Genomic DNA, 14,978 nt, shown 5'->3' on the forward strand with positions numbered 1-14,978 from the left:
CCGTCCATGTCCAAGAGCCCGCTCCTCCTCTATCCCGATCCCGGCCTGCGCCGCGCCGCCGATCCGGTCGAGCGCTTCGATGCCGCCCTGGAGAGCCTGGCCGAGCAGGTTCGCGGCACCCTCGCGAGGGTCGGCGCCATCGGCCTGACGGCCCCGCATATCGGCCGGCTCCAGCGCCTCGTGGTGCTGCGCCTGGAGCCGGGCGAGCCGACGACGACCTACGTCAATCCCGAGATCCTCTGGGCCTCGCCCGAGCGCCAGGCCCACACGGAGGGCAGCGTCTCGATGCCCGGCATCGCCGAGAGCGTCGAGCGGGCCGCCCGCATCACCCTGCGCTACCGCGACCTCGACGGGACGCCGCGTGAAGAGAGCGCCGAGGGCTTTCGCGCCGCCTGTCTCCAGCACGAATGCGACCAGCTCGACGGCATCTTCTGGATCGACCGGCTCTCGCGGCTCCGGCGGGAGCGCGCGCTCAAGCGCTTCGTCAAGCTGCGTCGCACGGATCGTTGAGGCGCCTGCCTCGTTCCTTCGTGATAGGACACCCGTATGCGAGCGTCCGCGACCCTTGTGCTTCACGCGATACCGGCCCTGCTGACGTTCCTCTCGCCGACGGCCGCTCCGGCGCAGGCCCTCCCCGCTCAGGCGGGATCCGGCAAGGCCGCTCCGGCGATCGGCTGCCCCTCGCTCGCCAACCTGCGCATCCTGCTGCGGCGCTCGAGCGGGGACACCGCCGCGGCCGCGGCATCGCTGGCGGACGAGAAGGCCGACCATCTCGGCTGCCTGGTGCTCGGGCGGGACAAGGTCACGGCCATCGTGGACCGGGCCGCTTTCGACGGCAGCGCCTACGATTGCGCCAGCCTGCAGGGAACGTCCGTGTGCCATTGGACGCTCGCCGGCACCGTCACGCCGGCCGCTCCGGCGCCGCCCCGCGAGCCGCCGCGCGAGAAGGGCCGTCGATGAATTCCGGGACGCTCCTCGCCTCCTGCCTCGCCCTGGGGCTGCTCGGCCTGCGTCCCGCTCAGGCGCAGGAGCCCACACTCGTCGCCTGCGAGTCGCTCGTCGCATTGCGCCTGCTGACCGCCGAACCTCCGGCCGCCCGCACGGCGGAGCGGCCCGGCTGCACCCGGGTCGCCCGCGACCGCATCGGCGCGGTCGAGCAGCGCGCGATGGTGGGCGGCACGCCCTACGAATGCCTGTCGCTCAAGGATGCCGAACGCTGCGTCTGGGTGGTGCCGTGAGAAATCCTGCATGAGGAGATCATGACGAAAACCGCTTGCCCCCGGCCCCACGTCCTTGCCCCGATTGGGTTCGGCATCACCCTCGCCCTGTGCGTTTCGCAGAACGCCTCCGCCGAACCGCCGATCCAGAGCCCGCAGGACGCGGCCTGCCGCAACGAGGCGCGCGCCAAGGTCTTCACCGCGCCTGATCCGCAGGGGCTCGGGCTGCACGCCCTCGGGCGGCAGATCCACGCCGCCTGCATGCAGCGTTCGCAGGGCCGTCGGGCCACGCGGCGCAAATCCCGCTGAGACCGAGTGCCGCTGACGACCGCTCAGTTGCCGCGGTACAGGATCGAGGGCAGCGGCGGCTGGGTGTAGCGGTAGTTCACGTCTCGGCGGGTCTGAGTGCCGTTGGTGTTCGGCGAGTAGCGGTAATTGCCGGTGTCGAAGGTCTCCGAGAGACCGCTGCGGCCGCTGGGGCTCGACTCGGTGCTGTTGCAGGCGGCGAGGCCGCCGGCCAGGAGGGCGGCGAGGGCAAGGTGGCGAAGGCGCATCGAGGCTGATCCTGGCTTTCAAGCGAGTCCGGCTGTGGTGCTGCCGGGGGGCTGCGCCCGTCAAGCGCATGGGTAACGCCCCGTCGCCGGTTCCGCGCCAAGTGATGTCGGCGGGACACGGAAAAACACACCACCTCCGCGCATGATCGCGGCGCATCCGCGGCAATCGTGTGGAGAACGGCTGGGCGCGTCTGGCTTTCCCGCTTCGGGTCGGCGCACCATTCCCGCCGATGAGCAACGTCGTTCCCTTTCTCCGGCGCCAGCCAGCCGCTCCGCTTCGGGGCTGCGACGTCGTCTCCGTCGCCGACGGCCTGTTCGCGGCCCTGGAGCAGCTGCAGACGCTGAGCGCCTGCGCGGCGACGATGGAGCGGCCGCGGCTCGAGGTCGAGCGCACGGTCCAGAACCTGCTCGACGCGGTAGGCGCCGTCGAACGCGCCCTCGATTGCATCGGCGAGGGCGACGAGGTGGGACAGGGCTGAAGGCCCGCCCGAACCTCGATCCGCCGGGGCCCGCGGCCCGAGGCTTCTTCCCTCGATTTGATCGCCCCGCGCAGGCCGGTTCGCACGGCGTCTCAGGTCCGCGCCTGCCGATCCTGTGTCCGGCGGCAAACCATCCATCAAAACGACAAATTTGTCGCCTCGTACGTCTACTTGTAGACAGACGTGAGCTGGGCTGTGCGATACGAGCGTCGGGAGCTCACCGGGTGAACACAGCCTATCCCATGCCGTCGGCCCCCAAGACCCTCTTTGAGGGCAACCTGCTGCTGAAATCGTTGGACGCGGAGGATCGGGCGCTGCTGGCGCCTCACCTCGAACGCGTCGAGTGTCAACGCGGCGACACGCTGTTCTCGGCCGGGGCTGAGGTCTCGTGCATCTCCTTCCCCTGCGATCAAACGGTGGCGACGCTCATCGTGGCCATGCGCGACGGGCGCGGTGCCGAGACCGCCACGGTCGGACGTGAGGGCGCCGTCGGCGGCGTCGTCAGCAGCGGCTTCCTGCCGGCCTCGACCAGCGCCGTGATCCAGATCGGCGGTCCGGTCCTGCGCATCGAGGCGGTTCGGCTCCAGGAGGCGAAGCGCGCCTCGGCGAGCTTGCGCAATCTCTTCACCCGCTACGCCGATTGCCTGCTCGCGCAGGTGCTGCAATCCGTGGCCTGCAACGCCCTCCACCCGATCGAGGAGCGCTGCCTGCGCTGGCTCCTGACCCTTCAGGACCGGATCGGCACCGATGTCCTGCCGGTGACCCACGAGCTGCTGGCCGCGATGCTCGGCGTCCAGCGCACCTATCTCACCCGGATCCTGCGCACGCTGCAGCAGCAGGGACTGATCGAGGTCGGCCGCGGTCGCATCACCATCCTGAGTCGCTCGGAGATGGAGGAGGTCGCCTGCGAGTGCCACGGTGTCGTGGTGCGCCATTACGCGACGGTGCTCGGCGCGGTCTCCAATTCTGCCGGTCGGCTCGTCTCGGTCGACCCGCCGCCCGCCACCGGCGCGACGGGCTCCGCCGAACCCGTCGCGCTGGCCTGAAGCGGGTGGGCGCCGAGAGCGACGGACCATGAGATCCCGACGCGCCCGGCCACGCCCCGGCACGAGACCGAGCTCACGCGCCCCGATGAGCCAGCCGCCCGCACCCACCACGACCGGCGACGGGCCCGCGCTCGACGCCGAGGCCGCGGACATGCAGGCGCTGGGCGAGAGCGCGATGCTGCTGCGCCTCGCCGTCGAGGCCACGGGCGTCGGAATCTACGATTACGATCTGACCCGCGACGTCCTGCGCTGGGATGCGCGGACGCGGGCGATGTTCGGCGTCGACCGTGACGGCGCCGTCACCTACGCGGGCACCTTCCTTCCCGGCCTGCATCCTGAGGACCGGTCGCGGGTGGACGCGACCCTCCAGGCGGCCATCGACCCGCTCGGGTCCGGCGTGTTCGACAGCGAGTACCGGGTGATCAGCCCGGACGGAATCATGCGCTGGCTCGCCGCGCGGGGCCAACTCGTGGTGTCGGAGGGCCGGGCGACGCGCATCGTCGGCACCGTCCGCGACATCACCGAGCGCAAGGGGATCGAGATCGCGCTCCTCGCGACGAAGGAGCGCTACCGCCTGGTCACGCGGGCGACGAACGACGCGATCTGGGACTGGGACCTCGTCGCGGACAGCGTCCTGTGGAACGAGGCGCTCTGCACCGCCTATGGCTGGGAGCCCGCGCAGGTCGAGCCGACCGGCGCCTGGTGGCTGGCGCGGATCCATCCCAACGACCGGGCGATGGTCGAGACCGACATCCGTGCCGTCATCGACGGGAGCGCGGAGGATTGGAGCCACGAATACCGCTTCCGGCGCGCCGACGGACGCTACGCCGAGGTGCTCGATCGCGGCTTCATGGTGCGGAGGGCCGACGGAGCACCCCTGCGGATGATCGGCGCGATGCTCGATATCACTGAGCGAAGCCAAGCCGAGGCGCAATTCCGGGCGGTGTTCGAGGGCGCCAATGTCGGCATCGTGCAGTTCGATCCGCTGAGCGTCACGGTGCTGCGGGTCAATGCCAAGCTCCGCGCGATCTGGGGCGCGGAGGAGGCGGACATCGTCGGCCATTCCCTGGCCCGCTGGACGCCGCCGGAGGACGCGGCCGAACGCGACGCCCTGCACCGGCGCCTCGCCACCGGCGAGACCATCCAGGAGCGTTTCGAGAAGCGCTACCGCCGCAAGGACGGCCGGATCATCTGGGCGCGGGTGAACCTCGTCTCGCAGCGGCTCGGCGAGACGACCTACGCCACCGCGATGATCGAGGACATCACCGAGGAGAAGCTCGAGGATTCCCGGCGCGACGCCCTGATCGCATTGAGCGACCGCCTGCGCGACCTGCAGACGAGCGGCGAGGTCGTGACCGCGACGGCCGAGATCCTGGGCCGCACCCTTGCCGTGGCGCGGGCGGGCTACGCCATCGTCGACCTCGCCAAGGGCGTGTTCACGGTCGCGCAGGACTGGACCGACCACCGGATCGCAAGCCTTGCCGACATCCATCCGCTCTCGATCTTCCGGGCGACGGTGGAGCGGTTGCGGAGCGGGGAGACCCTCGTCGTCCCGGACATCGCCGCCACGCCCGCGCTCGCCGAGGACGCGGTCGCCTATGCGCAGATCCGGACGCGGGCGCAGATCGAGGTGCCGCTGCTCCAGCGCGGCCGCCTCGTCGGCGTGCTCTACGCCCAGGAGCGGGAACCCCGCGCCTGGACTTCGGGAGAGATCGCCTTCGCCCGCGAGGTAGCCGAGCGCGCCTTCGGCGGCCTCACCCGGATCGCGGCGGACGAGCAGCAGCGCATCCTCAACCGCGAGCTCAGCCACCGCCTGAAGAACACGCTCTCGATGGTGCAGGCCATCGCCTCGCAGAGCCTTCGCAACGTCACCGACATCGACGCCGCAAAGGAAGCCCTGGCCGCCCGGTTGATCGCGCTCGGCAAGGCGCACGACATCCTGCTGACGGGCGAGACCGAGAGCGCCGAGATGGCGGAGGTGATCGAGGGCGCGCTCTCGCTCCACGACGATCAGCAGCCCGGCCGCTTCCGGATCGAGGGCCCGCCGATCACGATCGGCTCGAAGGCGGCGCTCTCCCTGTCGCTGATGATTCACGAACTCGCGACCAACGCGGCGAAGTACGGTGCGCTCTCCGTTCCCGAGGGCTCCATCGCGATCACTTGGACGATCGATGCCGGCCCCGAGGAGCCGAACGTGCACCTGACCTGGGTCGAGCAGAACGGGCCGAGCGTCCCGGTTCCCGAACGGAAGGGCTTCGGATCCCGCCTGATCGAACGGGGCCTCGCCGGGGCGGTCGGCGGCGCGGTCGACCTCAGCTTCGAGCCCGAGGGCGTCGTCTGCCGCGTCGACGCTCCGCTGGCCGGTTTCGCGATGGACGGATAGCCGAAAACCGCGTGAAACGATCCGCGGGCTCGACGCTTAAGGCATGGATGGATCAACCCGCCGCGACAGCCCGTCCCCTCGCCCTCGTCGTCGAGGACGAGACCGTGATCCGAATGGAGACGGCCGACCTCCTCGCCGATGCGGGTTTCGAGGTCCTCGAGGCGTGGAACGTGGTGACCGCGCTACGTCAGTTCGAGCGCCGCTCCGGCATCGATCTCCTCGTCACCGACGTGCAGATGCCCGGCGGCCGCGACGGGTTCGCCCTGGCCCGCGAGGTGGCCGCGCGCTGGCCGGGGGTGGCGATCGTGGTGATTTCCGGCGTCTCGGCTCCGGGCCTCCGCGACCTGCCCTCCGAGGCCCGCTTCATCCCCAAGCCCTTCAGCGCCCGCGTGGTGCTCGAGACGGTTCAGGAGATGACGCGGGACGCCGGCGGGGCGCCCCAGATCGCCTGAGGAGGCTCGGAGGCCGTCCTGCGCTCGTCCGCCTCACACGTCGAGGTTGGCGACGCTGAGCGCGTTGTCCTGGATGAACTCGCGCCGGGGCTCGACGACGTCGCCCATCAGCTTGACGAAGAGGTCGTCGGCGTCCTGCGTGTCCTTGACCTTGACCTGCAGGAGGGAGCGCACGTCGCGATCGAGCGTCGTCTCCCAGAGCTGCTGGGCGGTCATCTCGCCCAAGCCCTTGTAGCGCTGCAGCTGGAGGCCCTTGCGGCCGAAGGCCATCACCGCCTCGAACAGGCCGACGGGGCCGTGCAGCACCGTCTCGTCGCCCTTGCGCGCGTAGGTGACAGGCTCGTCGTAGATCTCGCGCAGGGCCTCGGCCCGCTCGGCGAGCCGGCGGGCCTCCTGCGAGGCGACGAGCGAGGCATCGAGGGTCACCACTTGGCGCACGCCGCGGAGCGTCCGGCTGAGCACGTAGCCGCCGTCGCGGGCCTCGCCCTCCCAGCCCTGCTCGATCTCGTCGGCGATCCGGTTCATGCGGCGGGCGGTCTCCTCAGCGAGGGGCTCGGCCTCGGCCGCGTTCTGCGCCACCTCGGCCCGGAAGGCGCCGGCGATCATCGCCTGCTCGACGACGGCGCGGTCGTAGCGGGTGTGGAGTGCCTGCATCAGGCCGCGGAACTGGCGCGCCTCCTCGACGAGCGCCTTGAGCTGCGGGCCGCCGAACTCGGTGCCCGAGGCCAGCCGCAGGGTCGCGCCCTCGACACCCGCGTCGATGAGGTAATCCTCCAGCGCCCGCTCGTCCTTAAGGTAGATCGCCGACTTGCCCTTGGCCGCTTTGTAGAGCGGCGGCTGGGCGATGTAGAGGTGGCCACGCTCGATCACCTCCGGCATCTGCCGGAAGAAGAAGGTAAGGAGCAGGGTGCGGATGTGAGAGCCGTCGACGTCGGCATCCGTCATGATGATGATGCGGTGGTAGCGCAGCTTCTCCGGGTTGAAGCCCTCGCGGTCGGTGGAGGAGCGCCCGATCCCGGCGCCGAGCGCCGTGATCAGGGTGCCGATCTCGGCCGAGGATAGCATCCGGTCGGCGCGCACCCGCTCGACGTTGAGGATTTTGCCGCGCAGCGGCAGCACCGCCTGGAAGTGCCGGTCGCGGCCCTGCTTGGCCGAGCCGCCGGCCGAATCGCCCTCGACGAGCAGGATCTCGCATTTCGACGGGTCGCGCTCCTGGCAATCGGCGAGCTTGCCGGGCAGGGAGGCGATGTCGAGGACGCCCTTGCGGGTCACCGTCTCGCGGGCCTTTCGCGCGGCCTCGCGGGCGGAGGCCGCCATGATGACCTTGGCCATCACCGAGCGGGCCAGCGCCGGATTCTCCTCGAGCCAGTTCGAGAGGCCCTCGTTGAGCACGTTCTCGACCGCGGGGCGGACCTCCGACGAGACGAGCTTGTCCTTGGTCTGCGACGAGAATTTCGGGTCGGGCACCTGCACCGAGATGACGGCGGTCAGCCCCTCGCGGCAATCCTCGCCCGTGAGAGTGATCTTCTCGCGCTTGGCGATGCCGGAGGATTCCGAGTAGCCGGTGATCTGGCGCGTCAGGGCGGCGCGGAAGCCCGCCATGTGGGTGCCGCCGTCGCGCTGGGGGATGTTGTTGGTGAAGGGCAGCACGGTCTCGTTGAACGAGTCGTTCCACCATAGGGCAACCTCGACGCGGATGTCATCGCGCACGGCCCGCACCATCACGGGTTTCGTCATGCCCTCAATGGGTTTGCGCGAGCGGTCGAGGTAGCGCACGAAGGCCTCGATGCCGCCCTCGTAGTAGAGCTCCTCGCGCTTGTGCTCGGCATGGCGCGCGTCGGTGAGCACGATGCGCACGCCAGAGTTCAGGAAGGCGAGCTCGCGCAGGCGCTTCTCCAGCGTCCCGTAGTCGAACTCGATCATCGTGAAGGTCTCGGTCGAGGGCAGGAACGAGACCTCGGTGCCGTGCCGGCCGCCACCGTCGCCCACGACCTTGAGCGGCGAAACCGCATCGCCGTGGCGGAACTCCATCGCGTGCTCCTTGCCGTTGCGCCAGATGCGCAGGCGGAGCCATTGCGAAAGCGCGTTGACGACGGAGACGCCGACGCCGTGCAGGCCGCCGGACACCTTGTAGGAGTTCTGGTCGAACTTACCGCCCGCATGCAGCTGGGTCATGATGACCTCGGCCGCCGAGACCCCCTCCTCCTTGTGGATGTCGGTGGGAATGCCGCGGCCGTTGTCGGAGACCGTGCAGGAGCCGTCGGCGTTCAGCGTCACGGTGACGAGGTCGGCATGTCCCGCGAGCGCCTCGTCGATGGCGTTGTCCACCACCTCGTAGACCATGTGGTGAAGGCCCGAGCCGTCGTCGGTGTCGCCGATATACATGCCCGGCCGCTTGCGCACGGCGTCGAGGCCCTTGAGCACCCGGATGGACTCCGCGCCATAGGCGTCGGAGGCGAGGTTGCGTGATGCGTCGTCGTGGGAAAGATCGGCCATGAAGTCCCTCGGGCAGGCGGGTCTTGCTTGCTCTTGGTGCCGAGGCTTGAAGCCCCGGCCGCGCCTGCGATTCGTTTGCCGACCTGATATAGGCGTTCGGCGTTGAGATTGCATCGTTTCCGGGCCTCATCACCCGGATTCCGACACCCTTTCCCGCCTCTCGGCAGCACGGGGCAATGGCAGCGGGATCGGCCCTCCGCGCTCCAGCTGGAACGCCTCATCGAAACCCGGTTGTCGCGACGCGGCGATGATCGCGTCCGACCCGGGATGGGCCCCTCACCCCTGCAGGAACGGGTTGGTCACCCGCTCCTCGCCGAGCGTGCTCGTCGGGCCGTGGCCGGGGATGAAGGCGACGTCGTCGCCCAGCGGCAGAAGCTTCTCGTGGATCGCGCGGATCAGTTGCTCGTGGTTGCCGCCGGGCAGGTCGGTGCGGCCCACCGATCCCTTGAAGACCACGTCGCCGACGAGCGCGAAGCGTGCGTCGCGGCTCATGAACACGACGCTGCCGGGCGAGTGGCCGGGCGCGTGCAGGATCTCGAAGGTCAGCCCGCCGACCGTGACCGTATCGCCTTCGGCGAGCCAGCGGTCGGGCGTCACGGCGCGGGCGCCGTCGAGGCCGTAATTGGCGCCGGTCTCGGGCAGGCTGTCGAGGAGGTAGCGGTCGGCCTCGTGGGGGCCCTCGATCGGAACGCCGAGTCGTTCCCGCAGCTCGTCGGCGCCGCCGGCATGGTCGATGTGGCCGTGGGTGAGCAGGATCTTCTCGACCGTGATGCCCTGGTCGCGGATCGCCGCCTCGATGCGGTCGAGGTCGCCGCCCGGATCGACCACGGCGCCGACCTTGGTCTCCTCCGACCAGATCAGGGTGCAGTTCTGCTGGAAGGGCGTGACCGGGATGATTCCGGCGCGGGGCGTACCTGCCATCGGGACCGCTCTCGTTTCGCGTGCTTGGACGCCCAGGGGCGCGGAAGCCGCCTCTCTACCTCGCGTCGGGCATCGTTGCGAATCCGGTGGACCGGCGCGAGCCGCCAAACTTCGGCCGCGGCTTTTCGCTTAAGTATACCGGGCCGCACGGTCCCCGACGGCCATTCCCGACAACGAAACCGCGCCAGACGGGGTAGTCCCTTGCGTCCATGCTGAGAACCGCCTTCGTCGCCGCCCGGGACCGCCAGCGCCTCGGCGAGATCGTCGCCGTTTTGATCGGCTACGGCGTCAACAAGGTCGTCGAGCGCCTCGGCCTCGTCCACGTCGCCCGCTTCGCCCGGCGCAAGGCGCCTCGCGTCGACGTCGCGCGCCTGTCGCAGCCGCAGCGCGTCCGCCGCGCCATCGAGGCGCTGGGGCCGACCTTCATCAAGCTCGGCCAGATCCTGGCGAGCCGGGCCGACCTGCTGACGCCCGAATGGACCGACGAGCTGGCCAAGCTCCACAGCCAGGTCTCGCCGATCCCCTGGGAGAAGATCCGGCCGCAGCTCGAGGCCGATCTCGGCGGACCGCCGGCCGAGATCTTCGCCGAATTCGACACGACACCCATCGCCTCGGCCTCGATCGCCCAGGTCTACCGGGCGCGGCTGCACAGCGGCGAGGACGTCATCGTCAAGGTGCTGCGGCCGGGCCTGCGCAAGATCATCGAGGCCGACCTCCGGCTCCTGGCCCACGCCACCCGGATCGTCGTGGCGGAATGGCCCGAATTCGGCCGCTACCAGCCCCAGGAGCAGATGCGCCACCTCGCCGGCGGCCTCTACGGCGAGCTCGACCTCGTCAACGAGGCGCGCAACTGCGAGCTCATCGCCGCGATCTTCTCCGATCGCGACGACATCGTCATCCCGAAGATTCACTGGGACTGGACCTCGGAGCGGCTGCTCGTCCAGGAATTCATCGCGGGCATTCCGCCGAACGAACCGGCGCGACTCGATGCGGCGGGGATCGACAAGGTCCTGCTCGCCCAGAAGGGCACCGACGCCTTCCTGCAGATGGCCCTGATCGAGGGCGTGTTCCACGCCGACCCGCATCCCGGCAACATGCTGGCGATGACCGGCAACCGGATCGGCTTCATCGATTTCGGCATCGTCGGCCGACTCTCGGAGCGCCGCCGCACGCAGCTCCTGATGCTCATCGCCTCGATGGTGAAGGAGGATGCCGACGGGCTCATGGCGGTGCTCCTCGACTGGACGGGCGCCAGCAATCCCGACCTCACCAAGCTCGAGGCCTCCTCCCAGGCCTTCATCACGCGGCACGCCGGCGCGCCGCTGAACTTCGGGGTGCTCATCACCGACTTCATGACCATGGCCCGCGAGAACGACCTTGCGATGCCCACCGATCTCGCCATCCTGTTCAAGGGGCTCGTCACCGCCGACGGCGTCATGCGCCAGCTCGATCCGGCCTTCGACCTGTTCGCGGCCGCCGGTCCCACCGTGAAGAGCCGGCTCACGGCGCAGTTTTCGATCCGGGGCCTGCGGCGCAAGGTCGAGGCGGTGGGCGCCGGCCTGTTCGGCGCGGCCTCGGAGCTGCCGACGCTGATCCACCTGATGCTCGTGCGGCTCAAGCAGGGCCGCGTCACCGTCGAGATCGAGGTGAAGGGCATCGACAAGCTGACCCGCGGCATCGAGCGCGCGGCGGCCCGCGTCGCCGTGGCCCTCATCGTCGCGGCCTTCGCGACGCAGCTCGCGCCCCGCTTCATGGATCTCGGCACGCCGGCCTTCGTCACGGTCGGCATAGGCGTGCTCACGCTCGGGATCGGCTGGCTGGTGCTGCTCGGGCGCAACAAGTAGGGCCGGTCGGTATCGGACATCCGTCGGTGGACGACGATCGTGGATGGTTGCCATCGAGCCATTGCGGACGTGCAGGAGGGCTCCTCGACTGCTACCCTGTCGATAAGGCTTCATCTTCGGTCATCGCCAAACTGACGCGCAAGCTCACCCTCCTCCGTATCCATGATCGCGGTTTAAAGGTCTTCGGCGCTGACGCTCACGGATACGAGGTCGTACCCGTCAGCCTGGATGATGTTTTAGCTCTTGAGGGTGAGGTTGAAGTCAAATTGCCCAACGAATTTCGTGCTTGGCTCTTGGAAGTCGGCTGCGGTGCCGGCCCTTACTACGGTTTGTACTCGCCCTCCCAGATTACGTCCGCGATCGGGGAAAGGTCCGTCGGGCACGGCGGAGATGTTCTCAGTGCGGGTGGTATCAAGTCGCGCGATGTTGAGCGCTACTTCGCGCAAGGCGGCCGATCCACGTCGGGAACTCGTTATCCGATCACAACGGACAGTCTTTCAGGATCCATTCTGATCGGCCATCAGGGATGCACGGCACATTCCTGCCTGCTGATTGCTGGCGAGCAGGCGGGCACGATGTTCGGTGAGTCCGAGGATGCAGTGGGCGAGCCGTGGATGGCAGCGACCGCACTCTGGCCAGACCACTTCTCGTACAAGCGGCGTATGGAAAATCGGTCCGTCTCTTTCTTTGAATGGATGGAAGACTGGATCGACAATGCGATGGACGAGACGCCTTGAGCGGGTGCCGCCTCATCACAGTCGGAGCGCTCCACTTGCTGCAATCATCAGTGAACCTCTTGGAGGACGATCACAGGCTCGAAGGCGGGAACGCTCCACTGCCACGCTAGGAGGAGTCTTCCGCCCGATCCGGCGTCCAAGAGATCGGGATCGGGTGAGACGTGAGACGACACACTCTTCCAGAAATCAAATCGCTTCGATGGATCAATCCATTCAAGCGCTCGCCCTACGTCGGCAACCACGAAACGGACCGGCCCTTCGGCGAGCAGGCGCCGAATCGTGTCGCGCGTGATCGAACCGAGACAAAGCGCTTCCGGGAAGTCCCTGCGCTCGTCCCACAGTTCGGTTAGCGGAAGTCGCGTAATGATGCGATGACGGCGGTCCATGGCAATCTCAGTGCAAATCGGAACGATGATCGGCGGTGCCTCAACGATGACGACCGCCATAACCATCCCACGCCGAAGGTCTTCGATTGAGTGCGACTGTTCGCTGTCTACCCCCCGAGCGGACCTTCGCAATGGGTATCAAGCATCAGATTTTCACCGCCCAGTGATCCACAATCATCGGAGCGGCCGGGGAGACAGGGTTAAGGCTTTCAAGGCAGAGTGGCCCCTCGTGACGGCGTAGGGTGCTTCGGGGGATGCCCGCCGCGACGGTCTGCGCCGCTTCACGTTTCCGTTTCGTTCCGGTATGGTTGGCTCATGAAGAACCGCGAAACGTCACGTGCGGCCGCCCTGGCCGGAGCCCGCGGCCGGCCTGTCGACCTGTTCGCCACGGGCGGCGCACCGATCCACGCCGCTTCGCTGCGCCCCGCCGTCAAGACCGTGCTCCCCCTGAAGCCGCCGGTCGATACGGCCGAGGCCGGCTACGACGCCTCCGCGATCGAGGTGCTGGAGGGGCTCGAGCCGGTGCGGCGCCGGCCCGGCATGTATATCGGCGGTACCGACGAGCGTGCGCTCCACCACCTCTTCGCCGAGGTGGTCGACAACGCCATGGACGAGGCGGTGGCGGGCCACGCCACCTTCATCGAGGTGGAGCTCGAGGAGAGCGGCCACCTCGTCGTCACCGACAACGGGCGCGGCATCCCCGTCGACCCGCACCCGAAGTTCCCAGGCAAGTCCGCCCTCGAAGTCATTATGACGACGCTGCATGCGGGCGGAAAATTCGATTCGAAGGTCTACGAGACCTCCGGCGGCCTGCACGGCGTCGGCATCTCGGTGGTCAACGCGCTGTCCGACCTCCTCGAGGTCGAGGTAGCGCGCAGCCAGGTCCTCTATCGCCAGACCTTCTCGCGCGGGCACGCCCAGGGCGGCCTCGTCACGGTCGGTCGGGTCCAGAACCGGCGGGGCACGCGGGTGCGCTTCCACCCCGATGCCGAGATCTTCGGACCGCTCAAATTCGATCCGCGGCGCCTCTTCAAGATGGCGCGCTCCAAGGCCTACCTGTTCGGCGGCGTCGAGATCCGCTGGCGTTGCGCCCCCGCCCTGCTGGAGGGCATCGAGGACGTGCCGGCCGAGACCGTGCACCGCTTCCCCGGGGGTCTTCGCGACTACCTCGCCCGCGACATTGAGGGCAAGGAGCTCGTCACCGACGCGATCTTCTCGGGCAAGGTGACGAAGCCCGGCGGCCACGGCTCGCTCGAATGGGCGGTGGCCTGGATGGTCGTGGAGGACGGCGTCTCCGCCTCCTACTGCAACACGATTCCGACCGCCGAGGGCGGCACCCATGAATCGGGCCTGCGCGTCGCCCTGCTGCGGGCCCTGCGCGAGCATGCCGAGCGGGTCGGCCAGGCCAAGCGCATGGGCGGCGTCACCACCGACGACGTCATGGCGACCTGCGCCTCCATGCTCTCGGTCTTCATCCGCGAGCCCGAGTTCCAGGGGCAGACCAAGGACAAGCTCGCGACGGTCGAGGCCGCCCGCATCGTCGAGACGGCGGTGCGTGACGCCTTCGACCATTGGCTCGCGGCCTCTCCGGCCCAGGCCAACAAGTTGCTCGACTGGGTCATAGACCGCTCCGAGGAGCGCCTGCGCCGTCGCCAGGAGAAGGAGGTCGCGCGCAAGTCCGCGACCCGCAAGCTCCGTCTGCCGGGCAAGCTCGCCGATTGCTCGAAGGCAGGCGCGGCCGGCTCCGAGATCTTCATCGTCGAGGGCGATTCCGCGGGCGGCTCGGCCAAGCAGGCCCGCGACCGGGCGAGCCAGGCGATCCTGCCCTTGCGCGGCAAGATCCTGAACGTGGCGAGCGCGAGCCGCGACAAGATGGGCGCCAACCAGCTCATCTCGGACCTGACGCAGGCGCTCGGCTGCGGCACCGGCAGTGCCTTCCGGGCGGAGGACCTCCGCTACGAGAAGGTCATCATCATGACCGACGCCGACGTCGACGGCGCCCACATCGCCTCGCTGCTCATCACCTTCTTCTATCGGCAGATGCCCAAGCTGATCGACCGCGGGCACCTCTACCTCGCGATCCCGCCGCTCTACCGGCTGACGCAGGGGGCCAAGACCGCTTATGCCCGCGACGACGCCGACAAGGCGCGGGTGATCAAGACCGTGTTCAAGGGCGGCAAGGTCGAGATCGGCCGCTTCAAGGGCCTGGGCGAGATGATGCCGGCCCAGCTCAAGGAGACCACGATGGACCCCAAGAAGCGCACGCTCCTGCGCGTCGCGGTCCTCGAGGAAGCGCGGGACTCGACGGGCGACGCGGTCGAGCGCCTGATGGGCAACAAACCCGAGGCCCGCTTCGCCTTCATCTCCGAGCGCGCCGCCTTCGCCGACGGGGCGGAGCTCGACATCTGAGCCCCCGCCGTCCACGCAGCCGTGTCGGCGTGAGAAAGCCCTGCGGTTGCGCGG

Annotated in this window: 15 protein-coding genes; 11 read left to right on the forward strand and 4 right to left on the reverse strand. The window is 68.9% G+C overall.

The window, feature by feature from the left end:
• Positions 1 to 6 precede the first annotated feature (6 nt).
• From MFF55_RS20920 to MFF55_RS20935, 4 genes are read left to right on the forward strand one after another with little or no spacing between them, the layout of a single operon-like run.
• Positions 7 to 510 (forward strand): peptide deformylase, encoded by a 504-nt coding sequence (locus MFF55_RS20920; RefSeq protein ID WP_238246045.1) that lies wholly within the window; start codon positions 7 to 9, stop codon positions 508 to 510.
• Between the two features lie 36 nt (positions 511 to 546).
• The gene (locus tag MFF55_RS20925; protein WP_238246046.1) at positions 547 to 960 is read left to right on the forward strand and encodes a hypothetical protein; all 414 of its coding nucleotides are present in this window, start codon (positions 547 to 549) and stop codon (positions 958 to 960) included.
• The gene (locus MFF55_RS20930; RefSeq protein WP_238246047.1) at positions 957 to 1,238 is read left to right on the forward strand and encodes a hypothetical protein; all 282 of its coding nucleotides are present in this window, start codon (positions 957 to 959) and stop codon (positions 1,236 to 1,238) included. The genes MFF55_RS20925 and MFF55_RS20930 overlap by 4 nt, the downstream gene beginning before the upstream one ends.
• A gap of 21 nt (positions 1,239 to 1,259) precedes the next feature.
• Positions 1,260 to 1,526: a hypothetical protein gene (locus tag MFF55_RS20935; RefSeq protein WP_238246048.1), complete on the forward strand. Its 267-nt coding sequence runs from the start codon at positions 1,260 to 1,262 to the stop codon at positions 1,524 to 1,526.
• A gap of 23 nt (positions 1,527 to 1,549) precedes the next feature.
• Here MFF55_RS20935 and MFF55_RS20940 read toward each other — a convergent pair whose 3' ends face one another.
• Complete coding sequence (locus MFF55_RS20940) at positions 1,550 to 1,771, reverse strand: hypothetical protein (RefSeq protein ID WP_238246049.1); 222 nt, start codon at positions 1,769 to 1,771, stop codon at positions 1,550 to 1,552.
• Positions 1,772 to 2,001: 230 nt separating this feature from the next.
• On the opposite strand from MFF55_RS20940, the gene MFF55_RS20945 reads away from it, so the two are divergent.
• The 4 genes from MFF55_RS20945 to MFF55_RS20960 all read left to right on the forward strand — a co-directional run bounded on the left by MFF55_RS20945 (position 2,002) and on the right by MFF55_RS20960 (position 6,131).
• Positions 2,002 to 2,250, forward strand: coding sequence for a hypothetical protein (locus MFF55_RS20945; protein ID WP_238246050.1), 249 nt, complete (start codon positions 2,002 to 2,004; stop codon positions 2,248 to 2,250).
• A gap of 242 nt (positions 2,251 to 2,492) precedes the next feature.
• A complete protein-coding gene (locus MFF55_RS20950; RefSeq protein WP_238246059.1) occupies positions 2,493 to 3,296 on the forward strand; it encodes a Crp/Fnr family transcriptional regulator in 804 nt (267 codons plus the stop codon).
• A gap of 85 nt (positions 3,297 to 3,381) precedes the next feature.
• Entirely contained in the window at positions 3,382 to 5,679 is a 2,298-nt protein-coding gene (locus MFF55_RS20955; protein WP_238246051.1) for a PAS domain-containing sensor histidine kinase, read from the forward strand.
• A 47-nt stretch (positions 5,680 to 5,726) separates the two neighbouring features.
• On the forward strand, positions 5,727 to 6,131 hold the full coding sequence (locus MFF55_RS20960; protein ID WP_238246052.1) for a response regulator: 405 nt from the start codon (positions 5,727 to 5,729) through the stop codon (positions 6,129 to 6,131).
• 33 nt (positions 6,132 to 6,164) lie between these two features.
• Here MFF55_RS20960 and gyrB read toward each other — a convergent pair whose 3' ends face one another.
• Entirely contained in the window at positions 6,165 to 8,627 is a 2,463-nt protein-coding gene (gene gyrB, locus MFF55_RS20965; protein ID WP_238246053.1) for a DNA topoisomerase (ATP-hydrolyzing) subunit B, read from the reverse strand.
• A gap of 276 nt (positions 8,628 to 8,903) precedes the next feature.
• The gene (locus tag MFF55_RS20970) at positions 8,904 to 9,548 is read right to left on the reverse strand and encodes an MBL fold metallo-hydrolase (protein WP_238246054.1); all 645 of its coding nucleotides are present in this window, start codon (positions 9,546 to 9,548) and stop codon (positions 8,904 to 8,906) included.
• A gap of 209 nt (positions 9,549 to 9,757) precedes the next feature.
• Between MFF55_RS20970 and MFF55_RS20975 the strand changes: the two genes are divergently transcribed.
• Both MFF55_RS20975 and MFF55_RS20980 read left to right on the forward strand, forming a co-directional pair.
• The gene (locus MFF55_RS20975; protein ID WP_238246055.1) at positions 9,758 to 11,392 is read left to right on the forward strand and encodes an ABC1 kinase family protein; all 1,635 of its coding nucleotides are present in this window, start codon (positions 9,758 to 9,760) and stop codon (positions 11,390 to 11,392) included.
• A gap of 26 nt (positions 11,393 to 11,418) precedes the next feature.
• Positions 11,419 to 12,129: an SMI1/KNR4 family protein gene (locus MFF55_RS20980; protein WP_238246056.1), complete on the forward strand. Its 711-nt coding sequence runs from the start codon at positions 11,419 to 11,421 to the stop codon at positions 12,127 to 12,129.
• A gap of 47 nt (positions 12,130 to 12,176) precedes the next feature.
• On the opposite strand, the gene MFF55_RS20985 is transcribed toward MFF55_RS20980, so the two are convergent.
• Positions 12,177 to 12,575: a hypothetical protein gene (locus MFF55_RS20985; protein ID WP_238246057.1), complete on the reverse strand. Its 399-nt coding sequence runs from the start codon at positions 12,573 to 12,575 to the stop codon at positions 12,177 to 12,179.
• A gap of 255 nt (positions 12,576 to 12,830) precedes the next feature.
• Here MFF55_RS20985 and parE point away from each other — a divergent pair, with 255 nt between their 5' ends.
• Complete coding sequence (gene parE / locus MFF55_RS20990) at positions 12,831 to 14,924, forward strand: DNA topoisomerase IV subunit B (protein WP_238246058.1); 2,094 nt, start codon at positions 12,831 to 12,833, stop codon at positions 14,922 to 14,924.
• The last annotated feature ends 54 nt before the right edge of the window (positions 14,925 to 14,978 follow it).

The organism is Methylobacterium iners, assembly GCF_022179305.1.
Lineage (GTDB): Bacteria > Pseudomonadota > Alphaproteobacteria > Rhizobiales > Beijerinckiaceae > Methylobacterium > Methylobacterium iners.

Excerpts from the sequence above, each read along its gene's own strand:
- MFF55_RS20920 (WP_238246045.1), top strand. The coding sequence starts at position 7 with ATGTCCAAGAGCCCGCTCCTCCTCTATCCCGATCCCGGCCTGCGCCGC.
- MFF55_RS20925 (WP_238246046.1), top strand. The coding sequence starts at position 547 with ATGCGAGCGTCCGCGACCCTTGTGCTTCACGCGATACCGGCCCTGCTG.
- MFF55_RS20940 (WP_238246049.1), bottom strand. The coding sequence starts at position 1,771 with ATGCGCCTTCGCCACCTTGCCCTCGCCGCCCTCCTGGCCGGCGGCCTC.
- MFF55_RS20930 (WP_238246047.1), top strand. The coding sequence starts at position 957 with ATGAATTCCGGGACGCTCCTCGCCTCCTGCCTCGCCCTGGGGCTGCTC.
- MFF55_RS20935 (WP_238246048.1), top strand. The coding sequence starts at position 1,260 with ATGACGAAAACCGCTTGCCCCCGGCCCCACGTCCTTGCCCCGATTGGG.
- MFF55_RS20955 (WP_238246051.1), top strand. The coding sequence starts at position 3,382 with ATGAGCCAGCCGCCCGCACCCACCACGACCGGCGACGGGCCCGCGCTC.
- MFF55_RS20950 (WP_238246059.1), top strand. The coding sequence starts at position 2,493 with ATGCCGTCGGCCCCCAAGACCCTCTTTGAGGGCAACCTGCTGCTGAAA.
- MFF55_RS20960 (WP_238246052.1), top strand. The coding sequence starts at position 5,727 with ATGGATCAACCCGCCGCGACAGCCCGTCCCCTCGCCCTCGTCGTCGAG.
- MFF55_RS20945 (WP_238246050.1), top strand. The coding sequence starts at position 2,002 with ATGAGCAACGTCGTTCCCTTTCTCCGGCGCCAGCCAGCCGCTCCGCTT.
- parE (WP_238246058.1), top strand. The coding sequence starts at position 12,831 with ATGAAGAACCGCGAAACGTCACGTGCGGCCGCCCTGGCCGGAGCCCGC.
- MFF55_RS20975 (WP_238246055.1), top strand. The coding sequence starts at position 9,758 with ATGCTGAGAACCGCCTTCGTCGCCGCCCGGGACCGCCAGCGCCTCGGC.
- gyrB (WP_238246053.1), bottom strand. The coding sequence starts at position 8,627 with ATGGCCGATCTTTCCCACGACGACGCATCACGCAACCTCGCCTCCGAC.
- MFF55_RS20985 (WP_238246057.1), bottom strand. The coding sequence starts at position 12,575 with ATGGCGGTCGTCATCGTTGAGGCACCGCCGATCATCGTTCCGATTTGC.
- MFF55_RS20970 (WP_238246054.1), bottom strand. The coding sequence starts at position 9,548 with ATGGCAGGTACGCCCCGCGCCGGAATCATCCCGGTCACGCCCTTCCAG.